The sequence below is a fragment of the Exiguobacterium chiriqhucha RW-2 genome (genome assembly GCF_000416965.1).
Classification (GTDB): Bacteria; Bacillota; Bacilli; order Exiguobacteriales; family Exiguobacteriaceae; genus Exiguobacterium; species Exiguobacterium chiriqhucha.
The window spans coordinates 302,906-320,998 of the sequence record NZ_ATCL01000009.1 but is presented as its reverse complement, the minus strand read 5'-3'; the positions used below and the strand labels follow the sequence as shown (position 1 = coordinate 320,998).

At 52.6% G+C, this 18,093-nt stretch carries 19 protein-coding genes; all 19 read right to left on the bottom strand.

The features are described from left to right. Positions 1 to 130: 130 nt before the first annotated feature. Positions 131 to 1,225, bottom strand: coding sequence for an RNA polymerase sigma factor RpoD (gene rpoD, locus M467_RS18805; RefSeq protein ID WP_021065698.1), 1,095 nt, complete (start codon positions 1,223 to 1,225; stop codon positions 131 to 133). 35 nt (positions 1,226 to 1,260) lie between these two features. Beyond that, complete coding sequence (gene dnaG / locus M467_RS18800) at positions 1,261 to 3,081, bottom strand: DNA primase (RefSeq protein ID WP_235045158.1); 1,821 nt, start codon at positions 3,079 to 3,081, stop codon at positions 1,261 to 1,263. A 107-nt stretch (positions 3,082 to 3,188) separates the two neighbouring features. Beyond that, entirely contained in the window at positions 3,189 to 4,037 is an 849-nt protein-coding gene (locus M467_RS18795; RefSeq protein WP_051627707.1) for a pyruvate, water dikinase regulatory protein, read from the bottom strand. Further along, positions 4,024 to 4,653 (bottom strand): transcriptional regulator CcpN, encoded by a 630-nt coding sequence (gene ccpN / locus M467_RS18790; protein WP_021065695.1) that lies wholly within the window; start codon positions 4,651 to 4,653, stop codon positions 4,024 to 4,026. The genes M467_RS18795 and ccpN overlap by 14 nt, the downstream gene beginning before the upstream one ends. Positions 4,654 to 4,674: 21 nt before the next feature. After that, the gene (gene glyS / locus M467_RS18785; protein WP_021065694.1) at positions 4,675 to 6,729 is read right to left on the bottom strand and encodes a glycine--tRNA ligase subunit beta; all 2,055 of its coding nucleotides are present in this window, start codon (positions 6,727 to 6,729) and stop codon (positions 4,675 to 4,677) included. Beyond that, entirely contained in the window at positions 6,722 to 7,615 is an 894-nt protein-coding gene (glyQ, locus tag M467_RS18780) for a glycine--tRNA ligase subunit alpha (RefSeq protein ID WP_370447070.1), read from the bottom strand. Before glyQ ends, glyS begins: the two co-directional genes overlap by 8 nt. A gap of 288 nt (positions 7,616 to 7,903) precedes the next feature. After that, a complete protein-coding gene (recO, locus tag M467_RS18775) occupies positions 7,904 to 8,653 on the bottom strand; it encodes a DNA repair protein RecO (protein ID WP_021065692.1) in 750 nt (249 codons plus the stop codon). A 3-nt stretch (positions 8,654 to 8,656) separates the two neighbouring features. After that, positions 8,657 to 9,565, bottom strand: coding sequence for a GTPase Era (gene era / locus M467_RS18770; protein ID WP_021065691.1), 909 nt, complete (start codon positions 9,563 to 9,565; stop codon positions 8,657 to 8,659). Between the two features lie 35 nt (positions 9,566 to 9,600). Further along, entirely contained in the window at positions 9,601 to 9,951 is a 351-nt protein-coding gene (locus tag M467_RS18765) for a diacylglycerol kinase family protein (protein WP_021065690.1), read from the bottom strand. Beyond that, entirely contained in the window at positions 9,948 to 10,424 is a 477-nt protein-coding gene (gene ybeY / locus M467_RS18760; RefSeq protein WP_021065689.1) for an rRNA maturation RNase YbeY, read from the bottom strand. The genes M467_RS18765 and ybeY overlap by 4 nt, the downstream gene beginning before the upstream one ends. Beyond that, positions 10,402 to 12,483: an HD family phosphohydrolase gene (locus tag M467_RS18755; protein ID WP_021065688.1), complete on the bottom strand. Its 2,082-nt coding sequence runs from the start codon at positions 12,481 to 12,483 to the stop codon at positions 10,402 to 10,404. Before M467_RS18755 ends, ybeY begins: the two co-directional genes overlap by 23 nt. An 18-nt stretch (positions 12,484 to 12,501) precedes the next feature. Further along, positions 12,502 to 13,458 (bottom strand): PhoH family protein, encoded by a 957-nt coding sequence (locus M467_RS18750; RefSeq protein ID WP_031199860.1) that lies wholly within the window; start codon positions 13,456 to 13,458, stop codon positions 12,502 to 12,504. Positions 13,459 to 13,592: 134 nt separating this feature from the next. Next, positions 13,593 to 14,027, bottom strand: coding sequence for a hypothetical protein (locus M467_RS18745; RefSeq protein WP_021065686.1), 435 nt, complete (start codon positions 14,025 to 14,027; stop codon positions 13,593 to 13,595). A 5-nt stretch (positions 14,028 to 14,032) separates the two neighbouring features. After that, on the bottom strand, positions 14,033 to 15,013 hold the full coding sequence (gene floA / locus M467_RS18740) for a flotillin-like protein FloA (RefSeq protein ID WP_021065685.1): 981 nt from the start codon (positions 15,011 to 15,013) through the stop codon (positions 14,033 to 14,035). Then, the gene (locus M467_RS18735) at positions 15,010 to 15,522 is read right to left on the bottom strand and encodes an NfeD family protein (protein WP_021065684.1); all 513 of its coding nucleotides are present in this window, start codon (positions 15,520 to 15,522) and stop codon (positions 15,010 to 15,012) included. Before M467_RS18735 ends, floA begins: the two co-directional genes overlap by 4 nt. 136 nt (positions 15,523 to 15,658) lie before the next feature. Continuing rightward, positions 15,659 to 16,108, bottom strand: coding sequence for a GatB/YqeY domain-containing protein (locus M467_RS18730; protein WP_021065683.1), 450 nt, complete (start codon positions 16,106 to 16,108; stop codon positions 15,659 to 15,661). A 33-nt stretch (positions 16,109 to 16,141) separates the two neighbouring features. After that, complete coding sequence (rpsU, locus tag M467_RS18725) at positions 16,142 to 16,336, bottom strand: 30S ribosomal protein S21 (protein ID WP_029334745.1); 195 nt, start codon at positions 16,334 to 16,336, stop codon at positions 16,142 to 16,144. Positions 16,337 to 16,413: 77 nt separating this feature from the next. Continuing rightward, positions 16,414 to 17,079 carry a deoxyribose-phosphate aldolase gene (gene deoC / locus M467_RS18720; RefSeq protein ID WP_021065682.1) on the bottom strand — a complete coding sequence of 222 codons (666 nt, stop codon included), beginning with the start codon at positions 17,077 to 17,079 and terminating at the stop codon, positions 16,414 to 16,416. Between the two features lie 91 nt (positions 17,080 to 17,170). After that, the gene (rarD, locus tag M467_RS18715) at positions 17,171 to 18,049 is read right to left on the bottom strand and encodes an EamA family transporter RarD (protein WP_021065681.1); all 879 of its coding nucleotides are present in this window, start codon (positions 18,047 to 18,049) and stop codon (positions 17,171 to 17,173) included. Between the last annotated feature and the right edge of the window lie 44 nt (positions 18,050 to 18,093).

Sequence of the window (18,093 nt, the reverse complement as noted above, 5' to 3'; positions counted from 1 at the left end):
ATTTCCCCCTCATGTTCATTCCAAATTTCTACCCATCACTATTTTACTCAAAAAATAATAAAGAAGGAAGGAAAATCACTCATTTTCCTTCCTTTCTTCTAAAACTTCACATTTTATTCAAAAAACACAATTAATCGAGGAAGTCTTTCAAGCGTTTCGAACGGCTCGGGTGACGAAGTTTCCGAAGTGCCTTCGCCTCGATTTGACGAATCCGCTCACGGGTGACGCCGAACACTTTACCGACTTCTTCAAGCGTACGCGTGCGGCCGTCATCGAGTCCGAAGCGGAGACGGAGTACGTTCTCTTCACGGTCCGTGAGCGTGTCGAGCACGTCTTCGAGTTGTTCTTTGAGCAATTCATACGCGGCGGCATCTTGTGGAGCCATCGCATCTTGGTCTTCAATGAAATCACCGAGGTGTGAATCGTCTTCTTCACCAATCGGCGTCTCAAGCGACACCGGTTCTTGAGCGATTTTCAAGATTTCACGCACCTTCTCAGGTGTGAGCTCCATCTCTTTGGCAATCTCTTCAGGCGACGGTTCGCGTCCGAGGTCTTGCAACAATTGACGTTGAACACGAATCAATTTGTTAATGGTCTCGACCATGTGAACCGGAATCCGGATTGTCCGGGCTTGGTCCGCGATGGCACGTGTGATTGCTTGACGAATCCACCACGTCGCATATGTCGAGAACTTGAACCCTTTCATATAGTCGAACTTCTCGACGGCTTTAATGAGGCCCATGTTTCCTTCTTGAATCAAGTCGAGGAAGAGCATGCCGCGCCCGACATAACGTTTCGCAATCGAGACGACGAGACGGAGGTTGGCTTCGGCAAGGCGTTTCTTCGCCTCTTCATCGCCTTGTTCAATCCGCTTCGCGAGTTCAGTCTCATCTTTCGCGCTAAGAAGATCGACGCGTCCGATTTCTTTCAAGTACATGCGGACCGGGTCATTGATTTTAATGCCCGGTGGGACAGATAGGTCGTTCAAATCGACCTCTTCGTCTTCTTTTTTCGATGGCGTCTCTTCGGCATCGGCCGCATCTTCTGTGACGCGGATATCTTTACCTTCTAAATCTTCGATGAAGTTATCGATAAAGTCTGAGTCCACCTCGAAATGGCTGAGGCGATCTTGAATCTCCTGCATCGATACGACGCCTTTTTTCTTCCCTAATTTCTCAAGTTCCTCTATGGCGTTAAATAAATCCTCTTTTTTCTTCTCTGCCATCTAGCAGTTCAACTCCTTCCAAACTTCCTCCACGTTCATCGTTCACGAAGCCGACGACTCCGGGTAATCAATTCTTGTAACTTGGATGCCTGGTCTACTATACTTTCGGCATCTTGTCCGATTTCCCTTTTCGCCCGCTCGATTTGACGCTGTTCCTCATAACTGTTTATGACCTTAATGTATTCATCTAAAACCTCTTCGGTCAGTTCATCCGGTGCGGCCATGAGTCGAATCTCGGCATAACGATTCGCATAGTCCGGACGTTGGTCACAATATCGTTCCATGAACGGAGGGGCGACCTGTTCGAACTCCTCGTGTGTCATGTCCTCGGAGACGATTTCATACAATGCCGTCGCCAACATCCGGTGCACCTCGTCCTGGTAGGACAGACCGAGGCGGTCCCGGACGAAACGAACCCGTTCCGGACCACTCAACATCGCCCGCAGCAATAACTTCTCCGCTTTGACGTAGCGTGGCTCGTTTGCTTTAGACGAACGCCGGCGGACCGGCTCCGGTTCGCGGACGGGCTGTGGGACGGCTTCTTTCGAAGACGTCTTCGGCATCCGCGACAATAACGTCTCGACCGGAATCTCAAATTCGTTGGCCAGCTTCTTCACGTACAGGTCACGGCGAATCGAGTTATCCGTTTTACTAATTTCCACAAGCATAGATTCAATAAACCGTATCCGTTCTCCTTCTCGATTCATGTTTTTCCCACGCCGGAGCGTGCGGTTCATGAAATCGAGGACGGACAACCGTTCCGATTCGACCAATTTACGCCACTGTTCCGCCCCGTTCGTCCGAATGTAGTCGTCCGGATCGGTCTTCTCAGGTAACATCAACACTTGCACGTCGAGCGGATAGCCTTCGAGCAAGCGGACGACTTTCATCGTCGCTTCCTGTCCGGCCGTATCGCCGTCGTAACAGATGATGACTTCTTCGACCATGCGGGCCAAGGCGCGGGCATGTTGGGACGAGAACGCTGTCCCGAGCGAGGCGACGACTTCTTTCGTCCCGGCTTGCGCGACTTGTAAGACGTCGACGTTTCCTTCGACGAGCAAGACACGTTTTTGTTTGCGCATCGTGGCGCGGGCCTGTGAGAACCCGAATAAGAGTTCACTCTTATTAAATAACGGAGTATCCGCCGTATTGACGTACTTTGGCTGTCGCTCATCGATCGCCCGTCCGCTAAATCCGACGATGGTGCCGTCTCGATCCGCAATCGGAAAGACGACTCTGCCTTCGAACCGGTCGAAATATTCACCGGATCTAGACTTAGAAATCAATCCCGCTTCTACCATGACCTCGAGGTCGAAACCTCTTCGTTCTAATGAATCCACGGTGAATCGGCGATGGTCGGGCGCGTAACCGATCTTATACTGACCGATCGTCGACTCCTCTAAACCGCGCTGCTGCAAATACGTCAATCCGACTTCGCCCGCCTCGGTCTTCATCAACACCTCGTGATACAAGTCGGCCACGACCCGATGCGCATCGCGCATCTGTTTACGGAGGACTTGGTCTCGCGATAATTCCTCGTCGCCCGACACGCCACCTTCGATTGCGATATTCGCTCGCGTGGCGAGGCGTTCAATCGTCTCTGGAAACGATAGTCCTTCCGTCTCCATAACGAACGTGAACACGTTCCCGCCGGCGCCGCATCCGAAACAGTGATACATCCCTTTCTCCGGGGACACGGAGAACGATGGGCTGTTCTCCGAGTGGAACGGGCAAAGCCCGACGAGACGATGTCCTTGCTTCTTCAATTCAACGCGTTCACTAATTAAATCAACGATATCTGTGGCTTGTTTTACTTCCGCAATGACTTCATCCGGTATGCGCGGCAACTTGACCACTCCCTATCCAAACTCGCAACGAAACGGAACGTTCACCACGTTCCGTTTCAATGTCATGTCAGTACTCTATTATACCGTTATCACCAGTCGATTACTAATCCGAGTGCTCAATCCTCTTTTGATTGATCGAGCATCCGCAAAATGATGCCAGCCGTCTCTTCGACGGCCTTGTTCGTCACATCGATGACCTCGCAACCGATCCGCTCGTAAATCCCACGGGCGTATTCGAGCTCCCGGTTAATCCGTTCGAGTTGGGCGTAATCGGCCTCGGGTTTTAATCCGAGCGACTTCAACCGTTCCATCCGAATCGAAATCAATTTGTCAGGGGAGATAATCAAGCCGACACACTTGTCAGGCGGCAATTCAAACAGTTCTTCCGGCGGGCGTGACTCCGGCACGAGCGGCACGTTCGCGACCTTATAGCGCTTCAGGGCCAAATACTGCGAGAGCGGTGTCTTCGATGTCCGTGAGACGCCGACGAGGACGATGTCCGCCTTTTTCAACCCGCGCGGATCACGTCCGTCATCGTACTTGACCGCGAACTCCATCGCTTCGATTTTCCGAAAATAATCTTCGTCCAAACGATAGATGAGTCCTGGTTTTTCACGCGGACTCTCACCGAGTTGACCAGCGAGCACATCGAGCAAATCCCCGAGCAAATCGACCGTCTTCACACCGTACTCTTGTCCGAGACGGACGAGCAACGACCGGTGTTCTTCATTGACCAACGTGAAGGCGATGACCGCTCCTTGGGCACGCGCTTGTGTCACGACGTCGTGAATCGTCTGTTCATCTTCGACGAACGGGATGCGGAGCGTCTCAATCGCATTCTCATGGAATTGGATGCTCGCGGCCCGGACGACGAGTTCACACGTCTCGCCGACTGAATCGCTCACGACAAATACGAGTTGTTTTTGTGTCAGTGTCAAACCAGATTCCTCCTCAGAACGACTCATCGTTAGCGAGCGCGATTAATACTTTCGTCATGTTCGTCTTCGTCATGCGACCGAGCACAATCAGCTTGCCATCCTTCTCTTCAACGACCGGCATGGCATCGATTTGCTTCTCGATCAACTTCATTCCGGCCCGAATCAACGTCTCACCCTTCTCGCATACCGTGATGTTCGGCATCCGGGTCATGATGACGTTGACCGGCAACTGATCGAGATCTTGATTACCGATGGCAGCCCGGAGTAAGTCTTTACGCGATAGGACGCCGACGAGCTCATTGTCTTTCCCGACGACAAACAGCGAGCCGACGTCTTCCAAGAACAACGTCACGACAGCGTCATACACCGTCATCTCGTTACTGACGACTTTCGCCGACGACATGAAGTCTCCGACCGTCAACGAGTCAAGCTTTTCCCGAAGCAGGGATGAGTTTCGTTTGCCGACGAACGTGTAGCCGACACGCGGTCGGGCTTCTAGTATTCCAGTCATCGTCAAAATGGCAAGGTCCGGTCGGAGCGTGGCCCGGGTGAGCGATAGCTCTTGGGCGATCTGCTCCCCCGTGATCGGTCCGTTGACCCTTACGATTTCAACGATCTTCTGTTGGCGTTCATTCAGCTGCATAGCCAACCCCCTCAAGTTTGGTCAGAGTACGAGCGCGCTAAAATCGGCGACATTCTCGATTGTCGCAGCGAGTCGCTTCATCTCACGCAGACGGTTCTCGCGAATCGCCTCGACATCGCTCATGACCATTGTATTTTCAAAATAAGTGCTAATCGGATGTTCTAGGGCGCGCAATGATGTGATTGCTTGATGATAGTCGCCCGCCTCGACCGCGCGTTCCGTCTCCGGTAACGTCGCTTCGATGGCAGCGTGGAGATCTTTCTCCTCCGTATTTTCAAACAATGACGGATCGACGTCCCCGGCCTCGCCTTTTTTAGCGATGTTGACGACGCGTGTCAATTGTTCGATGAGCAGTTTCGCCTCGCTCGCGAGCATGGCTTGAACCGCATCCGCTCTCGCATCGAGTCGGTCGATCGCAAGGCCAGTCGTCAAGACGGCGTCAATGACGTCATAACGGACTTGTCGCTCTTGCAGACGATACTTCAAGCGAAGCATGAAGAAGTCCTCGAGTTGCGCCTTGACTTGTTCTTTATCGGCATCGTAAAGTCCTGCCTGAAGTTGCGAATCGACAACTTGTGAAAGTAATTTGTCGAGTGGCAAGGCAATCTTCCAATCCGCCAAAATTTGAACGACCCCTTGGGCTTGACGACGGAGCGCAAACGGATCTTGTGAACCGCTCGGGATCATGCCGATTCCGAAGAAGGCAGCAATCGAATCCAGTTTATCGGCGAGTGCGAGTACGGCACCCGTCGATGTCGCCGGCGAGGCATCACCAGCAAAGCGCGGCATGTAGTGCTCACGGATCGCCGCGGCCACTTCCGCGTCCTCACCTTGTTGGAGCGCATACTTCTCACCCATCACTCCTTGAAGTTCTGTGAACTCATACACCATTTGGCTGACGAGGTCGAACTTATGGATGGCACCGGCACGCGCCACTTTGGCTGCATCCGCATTGAACAATGGCGCAAGCGTTCCTGCGAGCTGTTCGACGCGACGGACCTTGTCTCCCGTCGTGCCCAACTTCTCATGGAAGACGATGCGGTCGAGACGGACGAGTTGTTCGTCAATCTTCGTCTTTTGGTCTTCCTCATAGAAGAAGACGGCATCTGCCAAGCGGGCCCGGATGACCTTCTCGTTCCCTTTGGCAACGTTTTGAAGGTGTTCAGCATTTCCGTTACGGACGGTCACGAAATAGTTTTTGAGCGTTTCACCGATATAAACCGGGAAATAGCGCTGATGTTCTTTCATCGTCGTAATCAAGACTTCTTCCGGAAGTTCGAGATAACGGGCATCGAATTCACCGAATAGCGCTGTCGGCCACTCGACGAGGTTCGTCACTTCTTCGAGCAACGAGGCATCGAGCGGGACGGTCCACCCCTGTTCTGAAGCCAACTCCTCGATTTGACGTTCGATGCGCCCTTTCCGGTCTTCGTACGAAGCGACAACGAACTCGCGTTCAAGCGTCTCAGCGTAGGCAGCCGGTTCCGTGATGACGACGTCACCCTTACTCAAGAAACGGTGACCACGCGTCACGTTCCCCGTCTTCACGCCTTCGATTTCGAAATCGATTTGTTCGGCACCGAACAAAGCGACGAGCCAACGAATCGGACGCATATAGCGTAGGCTGCTCGTGCCCCACTTCATGTTTTTCGGGAACGTCATGCCACGGACGACGTCTTCGAGTGCCGGGAGCAACGTGCTCGTCGGTTGACCTGATTCATGACGGTCGGCGAAGACGTACTCGACACCTTTCTCTTCGGCGAAGTACAAGTCGTCGACCGATAGGCCGCGGCCACGGGCAAAGCCGGCGGCTGCTTTCGACCAGTTTCCTTCAGCATCTTGGGCAATCTTTTTCGCTGGTCCGCGAAGCGTCTCCGTCAAATCTTGTTGGTTCTCTTCCACGTCTTTGACGAGAACGGCGAGGCGGCGCGGTGTCGAATAAACGGTGATGGCACCGAATTGGACACGGGCTTCCGTCAAGAAGGTAGTTACGCGTTCCGCCAATTGTTTCTCTGAACGGAGGACGTATTGGGCTGGTAATTCTTCAAGTCCGATTTCTAATAAAAGGTCACGCATCAAGGGCACCTGCTTTCTGTTGGTTCAAAAGTGGGAAACCGAGACGTTCCCGCTCTTCGATAAATTTGGCGGCACAGGCACGGGACATGTTACGGACGCGTTGGATGAAACCGGTCCGTTCTGTCACCGAGATGGCGCCTTTCGCATCGAGAAGGTTGAACGTATGCGAACATTTAAGGATATAGTCGTAAGCCGGGAAGACGAGGTTTTCGTCCAAGGCACGCTTCGCTTCTTTTTCATACGTATCGAACAATGTGAACAACATATCGACGTCCGAGAGCTCGAACGTATATTTTGAATGTTCGAATTCCGGCTGATAGAAGATATCGCCATATTTGAATCCGTCTGTCCAGACGAGGTCAAACACGCTTTCGACTTCTTGGATATATGACGCAAGACGTTCAAGACCGTACGTGATCTCGACGGCGATCGGATCGCACTCGATGCCACCGACTTGTTGGAAATACGTGAACTGAGTGATTTCCATCCCGTTCAACCAGACTTCCCAACCGAGTCCGGCCGCACCGAACGTCGGGTTCTCCCAGTTGTCTTCGACGAAACGGATGTCGTGCTCGAGCGGGTTAATCCCGATCAACTCTAAGCTCTCTAAGTAAAGCTCTTGGATGTTGCTTGGCGACGGCTTCATGATGACTTGGAATTGGTGATGCTGATACAAGCGGTTCGGGTTTTCTCCGTACCGTCCATCCGCCGGACGACGTGATGGCTCTGTGTAACAGACGTTCCACGGCTCGGGTCCGAGACTCCGTAGGAACGTCATCGGGTTCATCGTGCCGGCCCCTTTCTCAACGTCATACGCTTGCATTGTCAAACAGCCTTTCGACGCCCAGAAATTTTGTAACGTCAAAATAATTTCTTGCACGGTCATGTGCTTCATATGTGACACCTCCAAAAGTATTGAAACGACAAAAAACGCCCCTATGTGCCATGCACATAGGGACGGGATTACCCGCGGTTCCACCCTACTTGCCTCGAGATGAGGCCACTCTTTGGATTGTGGGCGCTCTGGAATTGCCATTCACTTCAACCTGGCGTTCGGCTTCCACCTTCCCGAACTCGCTGCACCCACGGTATAAAAGCTACTTGTTTTCCTTCATTGCGCACGCTATTTCATTTGTCTAATCGTAGATTATGGTATCGAATCTTGTCGAAAAAGTCAATCATCGTTCAAGTACAATCGCTGCATTTGGTCGAGGACCCGTTTCGTCTTCAGCCGCAGACCGCTATAGGAGTCCATATACGCATCAAACAGCTGTCGGAGCAGAATCCGTGTCTCTTTCGTGAGCGGAACGTTACTGAATTCGGACAGTTCGTGCCGGCTCATCAAATAGAGCAACTTCGCCAGACGCTCGCTCATGCGAATCGATCCTTCTTCTTGGTGCCGGGCGCAGAGGAAGCCGCCGGCCGTCACCGAGAAGTACATCGGGTCGGTCACATCGTTGCACCGGATGCAACCGGTCAAGACCGGTGCGACCCCGAGCAAGTGCAAAATGCGTAGTTCGAAGTGATGCGTGATCACTTCCGGATCCATCCCTGCATTGAGCGCCTGCAGGGCGTCGTTCAAAATGCGATAGAGCGGACGGTTCGGGACGCGGTCCTCTACTGTCCGGTCGACGAGTTCGAGCCAATACATGGCGTATGCCATCCGCTCGACGTCTTTTCGGATTTCCGGATAAGACGTGATCACATCCGACGATTTCAATTGGCCGAGGCCGCGACTCGCCGGAAAGATATATACCGCTTCGACGAACGGCTGACTCGACGAATGCAGACGGCTGCCCGGCTTTTTCGCCCCTCGTGCCATGACGGCAACTTTTCCGAGCTCTTCGGTGAACAAGGTGACGACTTTGTTCGACTCTCCGTAATTGACGGTCCGAATGACGATTCCCGTGACCTTTTGCAACATGGCTTAATACTCGTCGTCGCGGAAACCGAGGTCGCGGAGTTGGCCCATCTTGTTACGCCAATCTTTTTGCACTTTCACCCATAGGTTCAAATACACTTTCGTCCCGAGGAGCGCCTCGATGTCGTGGCGCGCTTCTGTCCCGATTTCGCGGAGCATCGCACCTTTTTTGCCGATGACGATTCCTTTTTGAGAATCACGCTCGACCATGATCACGGCCTCGACATCAATCATTTCCGAGTTTTCCCGTTTCTTGATCGATTCGATGGCGACCGCGATTGAGTGTGGCACCTCATCACGCGTCTTATGGAGCACTTTCTCGCGAATCAATTCAGAGATGATGAACCGTTCCGGGTGGTCGGTCACTTGGTCGGCCGGATAATACATCGGTCCTTCCGGGAGCAACTTTTTGATTTCTATAAGGAGCGGTTCGACGTTGTTGCCTTGAAGTGCCGAAATCGGGACGTATGCCGCGAAATCGAGTTGGTTCGTATACTGCTCGATGACAGCCGGAATCTCGTCCGGATGAATCAAATCGATTTTGTTCATGACGAGAATGATTGGCGTGTCGAGCCCTTTCAACTTCTCGATGATGAACTCATCGCCGGCGCCACGCGGTTCCGTGACGTTGACCATGAAGAGGATCGCGTCGACTTCACGTAGTGCGTTCGTCGCGACTTTCATCATGAAATCGCCGAGACGGTGTTTCGGCTTATGAATCCCTGGCGTGTCGATAAAGATGATTTGCGAATCATCTGTCGTATACACACCTTGGACCTTATTGCGCGTCGTCTGCGGCTTGTCTGACATGATGGCAATCTTTTGTCCGATGACCCGATTCAAGAACGTCGATTTCCCGACGTTCGGACGACCGATGATGGACACAAAACCTGATTTAAAATCTTCTTGATACATAGTGCACCTGCTTTCTAAATTTGCAATACGTTCAATCATATAACGAATTTGTCGATTATATAAGGACAAAAAATGAATAGGGCCGTGATGGCGGCCCCGATCGCTGCGACGAGGACCGACCCGGCCGCGACGTCTTTCGCTTGCTTCGCGAGCGGGTGGATGTCTTTCGTGACGAGGTCGACCGTGCGTTCGACCGCCGTGTTCATCAGCTCGAGCGCGATGACGAGCACGACCCAGCCGAACAGAATCAAGTTCTCGAGTTTCGTCGTCGGGAGCCACCAGGCAAACACGACGACGAGCAGGCTCGATACGAGATGAATCAGCATGTTGCGTTCGGTCCGCACTGCGTGCACGATGCCGTGCAAGGCGAACCAGAACGGTTTCACACTTCGCCTCGTTTCAGCTCGAAGTGAGCGAGCACTTGTTCTTGGCGCGCCGTCATCTCTGCTTCTTCCTCGGGCGTCATATGGTCATACCCGAGCAAGTGGAGAAATCCGTGAATCGCCAAGAATCCGAGTTCCCGTTCGAACGAGTGGCCATAATCGGCCGCCTGTTCGCGACAACGTTCGACCGAGATGAGCAAGTCCCCTAGGAGACGGGGCTCGTCTTCATCGAGCATGAAGTCCATCTCGTCTTCTCCCATCTCATCAAAGGCGAAACTGATGACGTCGGTCGCCGCATCTTTCCCGCGCCATTCGCGGTTGATGGCTTGAATCTCATCGTTCGTCAAGAACGTGACCGATAGCTCACTCGGTTCTTCGACGTCTTCTTCCATCGCCGCATGGACCAATATGGATTCAACGAGCTCGATTTGAGCATCCGACAATAAGCCGTGCTCATCGTTCGAAATGATTTGCATGTAAGTCTCCTTCTTTCTTCAGTTCTGGATACTCGATTCGTTCATGGAACAGGCCGGTCAGCGTCTCACACGCGCTTTCCCCGACGCGCCATACTTCTTTCGTCGTCAACTCGCAGTCTTCGAATTGCCCGTCTTGTAGCTTATCACGAATAATCGCACTGACGAGCTGGCGAATCCGTTCTGGTGTCGGTTGCTTCTGTGACCGGACCGCCGCCTCGATTGAATCGACGATCATGACGACCGCCGCCTCGCGTGTCTGCGGCTTCGGTCCCGGGTAGCGGAAGCGTGATTCATTGACGTCACGCGTCTCTTTTGCTTTCACATAAAAGAACTTCAAGAGCGATGTGCCGTGATGTTGCTCGGCGATATCGATAATCTCTTTTGGCAACTTATAACGACTCAACAGATCGGCCCCGTCATATGGATGGGCCATGATGATGTCGGCTGATTCCTCCGGTGTGAGCCGGTCGTGCGGGTTGACGCCGTTCTGCTGATTCTCGATGAAATGGAGCGGACGCTCGGTCTTACCGAGGTCATGATAATAACTGGCGACCCGGGCGAGCAGTCCGTCGGCACCAATCGCCTCGCAAGCCGATTCGGCCAAGTTGGCGACCATCATGCTGTGATGATACGTCCCCGGAGCCTCCATCAACAACTTGCGTAACAGCGGATGCGTCGGACTCATCAATTCGATGAGGCGACCCGACGATAGGACGCCGAACCACGGTTCAAGGAACGGCAAGAAGCCGAAGGTGAGCACGATGGACAACAGCGCGCTCGTGATGGCGAAACCGGATAAGTAGGCGACCATCTCCCACGTCACTTGCGTGTTGCGCAAGAACAAGAGCGCGAGCACCATGATGATATTGATAATGCCGAGCAACACACCGGACAAGAATAGTCGTTTGCGCTGAATCTTCGGTTCGACGAGGAAGACGGCCAAGAAACTTCCGGTCGCGAAATAGACGACCGTCATGAAGCTCGTGTTTTGCCCGAAACTCGCCACAATCGACCCGGCAATCATCGTGATCAACGCCGAGGCGAGCGCGACCCGTTCATCGACGAGGATACGCAGCAACAGGACGACGAATGCCGTCGGTGCGAGCACGTACGCATATGTCGTGAACTCGATACCGATATAACCGACACCAAAGAAGATGCCGAGCTGTAACAATAATAATCCATAGACAGTAATCAAGATTTTAGGGCGGAGTAACAGTTGTTGGATTTTCGAACGGATTAACATGAACAGAAAACCGATCGTCAACAGTCCGCTCAGTAAGTAAGCCCCGAACAGCGGTGCGAATGAACGATTTGGATCGATGGCCCCTGTCAATTCGAGTTTGCGGTAGATTTCGCGCGTCACGACCTCGCCTTGGTTGACGAGCAACTGGCCTTCTTGAATGATGACCGGTTCGACCGCATCGACCGCCTGCTGTTCTTTCTCACGTGTCGCTTCAGAGTCGAACACGTAGTTCGGTACGATCAATTGATCGCTCAGGCTGTTAGCGATCGCCCGGAACTCGAGTGAGAGCGGTGATTGGTCGACAAGTGTCTCAGCCCGATCTCTCGCTTCTGAGATGGACTGTGAGCTCGTGTCGATGCGGTTACCCATCACTTCTTGGAGCGCCGTCACGGTGACGTCTTCGACCGTACGACGGGTGTTCTCGCTCGCCTCGAGCAGAAGGTTCAGTTCATCATCGCCGAGGAATCCGTTCACCTCGGTCGAGTTCAAGCGATTTTTGATGTCTGATAGCTCGGTGTCATCTTCCGTCTCTTCGAACGCTGCGAACAGTTGCTCGACTTTGGCGATCTGTTGATCGGCAAACTCGCGCCGCAACGAGAACTGACTGCCGACGCTATTGATCGCATCTTGTCGTAACCGCTCCGTCGCCGTCCGGTCTTCAATCGTGACCGGCGAGCGAATGTCCTGTTCGGCAATCCCGAGCGGCTCGACACTAATGATGGATGGGCGCACCGTAAAGTATAGAATCGCGCCTAAAATGAGAAAAAAGAGGACGGAGATTGTCGCGACCGTCCAATGACGTGCTTGCTGCATCAGTGCCCCCCCTTTTGGTTATGTGAGTTCGGTACTATAGGCGTTAATGATTTTCTTGACGAGCGGATGGCGAACGACGTCGGACGACGTGAAATGTTCAAAATGAATCCCATCGACACCTTCAAGCAGATGTAATGCTTCTTGCAGTCCTGACGCTTTACCTTTCGGCAAATCGACTTGCGTCAAATCGCCGGTGACGACCATTTTCGAGCCGAACCCGAGTCGCGTCAAAAACATCTTCATCTGTTCTTTCGTCGTATTCTGGGCCTCGTCTAAAATGACAAACGCATCTTCAAGCGTCCGGCCGCGCATGTAAGCGAGCGGCGCGACTTCGATCGTGCCGCGTTCGAGCAATCGGTTCGTCTGTTCGACGCCATAGACGTCAAACAAGGCGTCGTACAACGGACGCAAGTACGGGTCGACCTTCTCTTTCAAGTCCCCTGGCAAGAAGCCCAAGTTTTCACCCGCTTCGACCGCCGGACGCGTCAAAATGATTCGTTTGACTTGGCCTTCTTTCAGCGCACGCGCTGCCAAAACGACGGCCAAATATGTCTTCCCGGTCCCCGCCGGTCCGATTCCGAACACGAGGTCACGTTTTTCGATGGCCCGGACATATCGGCTCTGCCCGACCGTCTTCGCCCGAATCGGTTTCCCTTTGTTTGTCGTGAAGACGACCCGCTCATAATGCTCGAGCAACTCGTCGCCCTTGCCGACCTTGATGTGTTGAATCACACTGATGGCATCGCTTTCGTTCAAGCGAGCCCCTTTTTTAACGAGTTGTTGCAACGTCTTGATAACGGCCTTCGTCAATTCGAGCGTATCGGCCGTATCGGCCTGAATGATTAATTCTTCTCCACGAGGAGTGAGTGCGACCGCGAGTTCTGCTTCGATGGCTTGAAATACCTCGTCCTTCGGTCCGAGGAGCGCCTGCGCTTCGTTCGCATGTTCCATGACGAACGGAATTTTATCAGTCATAATCAATGGTTGTTTCTCCTCCCCATCAGTAGATTGTTCCTTCTTTACTTTAGCACTATCAAGCCGTTCGTGAAAGAAAGACCGTCCATTCCTCCAACAAAAAGAAGCAGTGACACGGAGTCACTGCCTCAGGTTTAACGACGGCGTTTCGACACCGGCGGTTGCAAAATTTCACTCCACACGACCGCTTGCCGAACTTGCTTCATCGAGATGCGCGGTTGTGGCCGCGACTCGGTCGACTCGGAAATCGGTGGAATTTTGACCGTCTGTTCGAACTGGGCACTCACGTGCGGTAGTTCTTCACGTCGACGCGGTGCATGTCGGTCTGTTGTTTCGGCCGGTGCGGCGACACGGCGACGTAGTTTCTGAGGAGCCGGTTTGTCTTGCTTGTTGCGCGGCTCATCGAACGTCGCCTCGACTTCTTTCATCATGTCACCGACCGTATCGAGATAACGTTTCAAATCCGTACTCGGTGGTCGTTCTCCAGTAGATGATGGTTTCTCCATCCGCTTCATGACCGCCGAGGCAATCCCGAAAGCGGCTAAGAGTAGTACCCAGAGTCCATCCATGTCCGTTACTCTCTATCAGATTCGACAGGATGACCGATTGCTTTACGCATTTCTGTATCGGCTTGGACGTTCAAGTAGTTGACGTAATCCATGACCCCGAGTTTGCCGTTTCGAAGTGCGTCGGCCATCGCGAGTGGGACTTCCGCCTCGGCCGCGACGACTTTGGCGCGCATCTCTTCGACCGATGATTTCATCTCTTGCTCACGGGCGATTGCCATCGCGCGGCGTTCTTCCGCTTTCGCTTGCGCGATTTTCTTATCAGCTTCGGCTTGGTCGGTCTGGAGGACCGCCCCAATGTTTTTACCGATATCGATGTCGGCGATGTCGATTGATAGGATTTCAAACGCGGTCCCTGAATCGAGACCTTTCGTCAATACGGTACGTGAAATCATGTCAGGGTTCTCCAAGACGTGCTTATGGTTGTGTTGTGAACCGATCGTCGAGACGACCCCTTCACCGACACGGGCGATAATCGTCTCTTCCCCGGCACCCCCGACAAGACGGTCGATGTTGGCACGGACCGTGATGCGAGCTTTCGCCTTCACTTCAATCCCATCCATGGCCACACCGGCGATGAACGGCGTTTCGATGACTTTCGGGTTAACGGACATTTGAACCGCCTCTAACACGTTACGGCCAGCAAGATCGATTGCTGCGGCACGTTCAAACGATAATTCGATATCGGCACGGTGGGCCGCAATCAAGGCGTTGACGACACGGTCGACGTTACCTCCAGCCAAGAAGTGACTCTCGAGCTGGTTCGTGTTCAAGCCGATGCCGGCTTTGACCGCTTTGATGAGCGGGTTGACGATTTTCGATGGGACGACGCGACGGAGTCGCATCCCGATTAGTGTGAAGATCGAGACGTGGACGCCAGCGGCGAACGAGCTGATCCACAGCCCGACCGGTACGAACGTGAAGAATACGGCGAGCGCAATCAATCCTCCACCCGAGATGAGTAACGTGGTCAATAGTTCTGGTGTCATTCTGTTACATCCTCCTTCGGCTCTATAAAGTTGCGGACGACAACGCGCCCTGAATCGACTTTATACACCTGAATTTTCGTTTGCGAATCGAGATAGCTACCTTCTGTCACGACATCAATCCGTTCTCCGTCAATCTCAGCGGTACCCGCCGGGCGAAGCGGCGTCAACGTGACCCCGACTTTCCCGAGCAACCGTTTGCGGTCATCGTGGGACAAATACCCTTTGTCTGTTGACGTCGAATCGGTCAAAATCAACCCTTTATACATGAGCGATCGATTGGACTGTAGGCGACGATATGCCCAAAATCCGAGTCCAGCGACGATGGCCGTGGCTAAACCAAGCGACAACCACAGTTGTCCGATTGTGGCACCCGCCATAATCAAACTGGCGACGACAGCCCCAATCCCTAGCACGCCGAACAATCCAAAACCGGCAACGAACACTTCAATTCCTAGAAGGACGATCCCGACAAAAAACACCGTCAGAATCACTCCGAGACCAAATGTCATCGTATTGCAACCCCCTTCCGAGTTCACAAGCTACCTCTTATCTCTAGTGTATACGAAACAAGTTCGCTTTTGGTTTCGGAATACGCAAAAAAAGACAGAAACTTTTGGTTTGACCCAAAAATCTCTGTCTCTCTCATTAATTCGTCAATTGTTGTTTGACAATGCGGTTCACAAGACCACCGTCTGCCTTGCCTTTAACTTGAGGCATGACGACGCCCATCACCTTACCCATATCCGACGGGCCTGTAGCATTCGTTTGAGCAATAGCTGCTTTCACGATTGCCGTGACTTCATCTTCAGAAAGTTGTTCAGGCATATAGGCCTCTAGTACGACAATCTCGTCAGCTACTTTAGAAGCAAGGTCTTCACGACCAGCGCTTTCGAATTCTCGGAGGGAGTCTCTGCGCTGTTTCATCTCTCGGTTGAGCACCGTGAGTTCCTCTTCCTCAGTTAGATCTTGTCGACCAAATTTGATGGCCTCATTTTGGAGCGACGCTTTGACCATCCGGATCGTCGTGAGACGATCTTTCTGTTTCGCGCGCATGGCTTGCTTCATGTCGTCCGTCAAGCGTTCTTGAAGACTCATGAGCTAACACCCTCTCTACAAATGAAACTGAAATTAGAATTTCTTACGCTTACGCGCAGCTTCTGATTTCAATTTACGTTTTACGCTTGGCTTTTCGTAGTGACGACGTTTGCGAACTTCGGCAAGAGTGCCATCTTTCGAAACACCGCGTTTGAAACGACGAAGAGCGTCTTCAAGCGATTCGTTTTTACGGACACGAGTTTCCACTAGTTTTCCCTCCCTCCGAATTACACGACTAAGGAAACGTGTTTCACACGTCATAACATATTATAGTGAAAGTAAGTCGTGCGGTCAACCACTAGTTATTAATAGTCGCTGTCTGAACGTCCGCCTGTAACGATGGCGATTCCAGCTGATGCGCCGATGCGCGTCGCGCCGGCATCGATCATCGCTTGTGCGCCTTCGAAATCACGTACGCCGCCTGAAGCTTTAACGCCGAGATCTGGTCCGACCGTCTCACGCATGAGGCGGATATCTTCTACTGTCGCGCCGCCTGTCGAGAAGCCAGTCGACGTTTTCACGAAATCTGCGCCTGCTTTGACTGAAAGCTCAGCCGCTTTTTTGATTTCTTCTTTCGTAAGGAGGCACGTCTCAAAGATGACTTTAACGAGCGTTCCGTTTGCCGCTTCGACGACAGCGCGGATATCGCGCTCAACGAGATCGAAGTCGCCGTCTTTCATGGCACCGATGTTGATGACCATATCGATTTCGCCTGCGCCGTTTGCAATCGCGTCTTTAGTTTCGAACGCTTTCACTTCTGGCGTGTTAGCTCCGAGTGGGAAGCCGATGACCGTACATACTTTGACGTCGTCATCTGATTTGAGTTGTTCCGCCGCGTACTTCACCCATGTCGGGTTGACACAGACGCTTGCGAATTTGTATTCGAGCGCCTCGGCACAAAGTTTTGTGACTTGATCTTTCGTTGTTTCTGCCTTCAAGGCTGTGTGGTCGATATAACGTGCTAATTCCATCGTAAAATTCCTCCTCTGATGTATCGGTCTGACATATAGGTCTGACATCTAACATATTATCATGTTTTCTTGAAATGTAACAGCTTTCAATTCAGACGAGTTGACGGCGTTTCCGCGTCTGGATCCAACTGTTCCAACTAAAGAAGAAAATGGCAATCCATATACATGTGAACGCAAAAACGTGATAGCCCGTGAACGGTTCATTATAGAGAATGACCCCGATTGCGAGACTGAGCGTCGGTGCGATGAACTGAAGAAACCCGACGAGCGTGAACGGGATATGTTGGGCACCATACCCGAACAAAAGAAGGGGTAGCGCCGTCATCACGCCTGTCCCGACCAACGCAACCCAAATGACCGGTTCGGTCGTCATCGTCAATCCTCCCTGAGACGTCTGCCAACCCAAGAAAATGATAGCGACCGGCACGACCGCGAGCGTCTCGATGCCGAGGCTAACCGTCGAGGCGAGTGGACGGCGTTTTTTCACCATCCCGTAAAACCCGAACGTACTGGCCAAAATGAACGCGATCCACGGGAACGACCCATAGCCGAACGTCAAGACGAGCACGCCGATTGCCGCCACGGTCACCGCCAGCCATTGTACTCGATTTAATGATTCCCGAAAAACAAGCACACCTAACACCATGCTCACGAGCGGATTGATGTAATAGCCGAGTGACGCTTCGATGATATAGCCGTGATTGACCGCCCATATGTAGACGAACCAGTTGGCACTGACGATAAATCCGTTCAACATAAAGGCGTTCCTTGTCGCCCGGTGCCGAAGCGCATAGTTGAACTCGGTCCACTGTTTCGTCCATTTCAAGACAAGTAAGATGAAGAGGAACGACCAGACGATGCGATGGGCCAAGATTTGACCGCTCGGTATTTCCTGCAAAAACTTCCAATAAATCGGTAGGACGCCCCACATGACGTAGGCCCCGACCGTTGGCATGACGCCTTTGTTCACTCTGTTCACCCGCTCTCGTAATCAATTATCGTCAGTGTAGTCGA

Excerpts from the sequence above, each read along its gene's own strand:
- M467_RS18795 (WP_051627707.1), bottom strand. The coding sequence starts at position 4,037 with ATGAGTCGTTCTGAGGAGGAATCTGGTTTGACACTGACACAAAAACAA.
- rpoD (WP_021065698.1), bottom strand. The coding sequence starts at position 1,225 with ATGGCAGAGAAGAAAAAAGAGGATTTATTTAACGCCATAGAGGAACTT.
- deoC (WP_021065682.1), bottom strand. The coding sequence starts at position 17,079 with ATGGAATTAGCACGTTATATCGACCACACAGCCTTGAAGGCAGAAACA.
- glyS (WP_021065694.1), bottom strand. The coding sequence starts at position 6,729 with ATGCGTGACCTTTTATTAGAAATCGGACTTGAAGAATTACCAGCCCAA.
- M467_RS18730 (WP_021065683.1), bottom strand. The coding sequence starts at position 16,108 with ATGAGTCTTCAAGAACGCTTGACGGACGACATGAAGCAAGCCATGCGC.
- floA (WP_021065685.1), bottom strand. The coding sequence starts at position 15,013 with ATGACACCAGAACTATTGACCACGTTACTCATCTCGGGTGGAGGATTG.
- M467_RS18750 (WP_031199860.1), bottom strand. The coding sequence starts at position 13,458 with ATGACTGATAAAATTCCGTTCGTCATGGAACATGCGAACGAAGCGCAG.
- M467_RS18745 (WP_021065686.1), bottom strand. The coding sequence starts at position 14,027 with ATGGATGGACTCTGGGTACTACTCTTAGCCGCTTTCGGGATTGCCTCG.
- M467_RS18735 (WP_021065684.1), bottom strand. The coding sequence starts at position 15,522 with ATGACATTTGGTCTCGGAGTGATTCTGACGGTGTTTTTTGTCGGGATC.
- ccpN (WP_021065695.1), bottom strand. The coding sequence starts at position 4,653 with ATGCAGCTGAATGAACGCCAACAGAAGATCGTTGAAATCGTAAGGGTC.
- glyQ (WP_370447070.1), bottom strand. The coding sequence starts at position 7,615 with ATGACCGTGCAAGAAATTATTTTGACGTTACAAAATTTCTGGGCGTCG.
- era (WP_021065691.1), bottom strand. The coding sequence starts at position 9,565 with ATGTATCAAGAAGATTTTAAATCAGGTTTTGTGTCCATCATCGGTCGT.
- recO (WP_021065692.1), bottom strand. The coding sequence starts at position 8,653 with ATGTTGCAAAAGGTCACGGGAATCGTCATTCGGACCGTCAATTACGGA.
- ybeY (WP_021065689.1), bottom strand. The coding sequence starts at position 10,424 with ATGCAAATCATTTCGAACGATGAGCACGGCTTATTGTCGGATGCTCAA.
- M467_RS18755 (WP_021065688.1), bottom strand. The coding sequence starts at position 12,483 with ATGCAGCAAGCACGTCATTGGACGGTCGCGACAATCTCCGTCCTCTTT.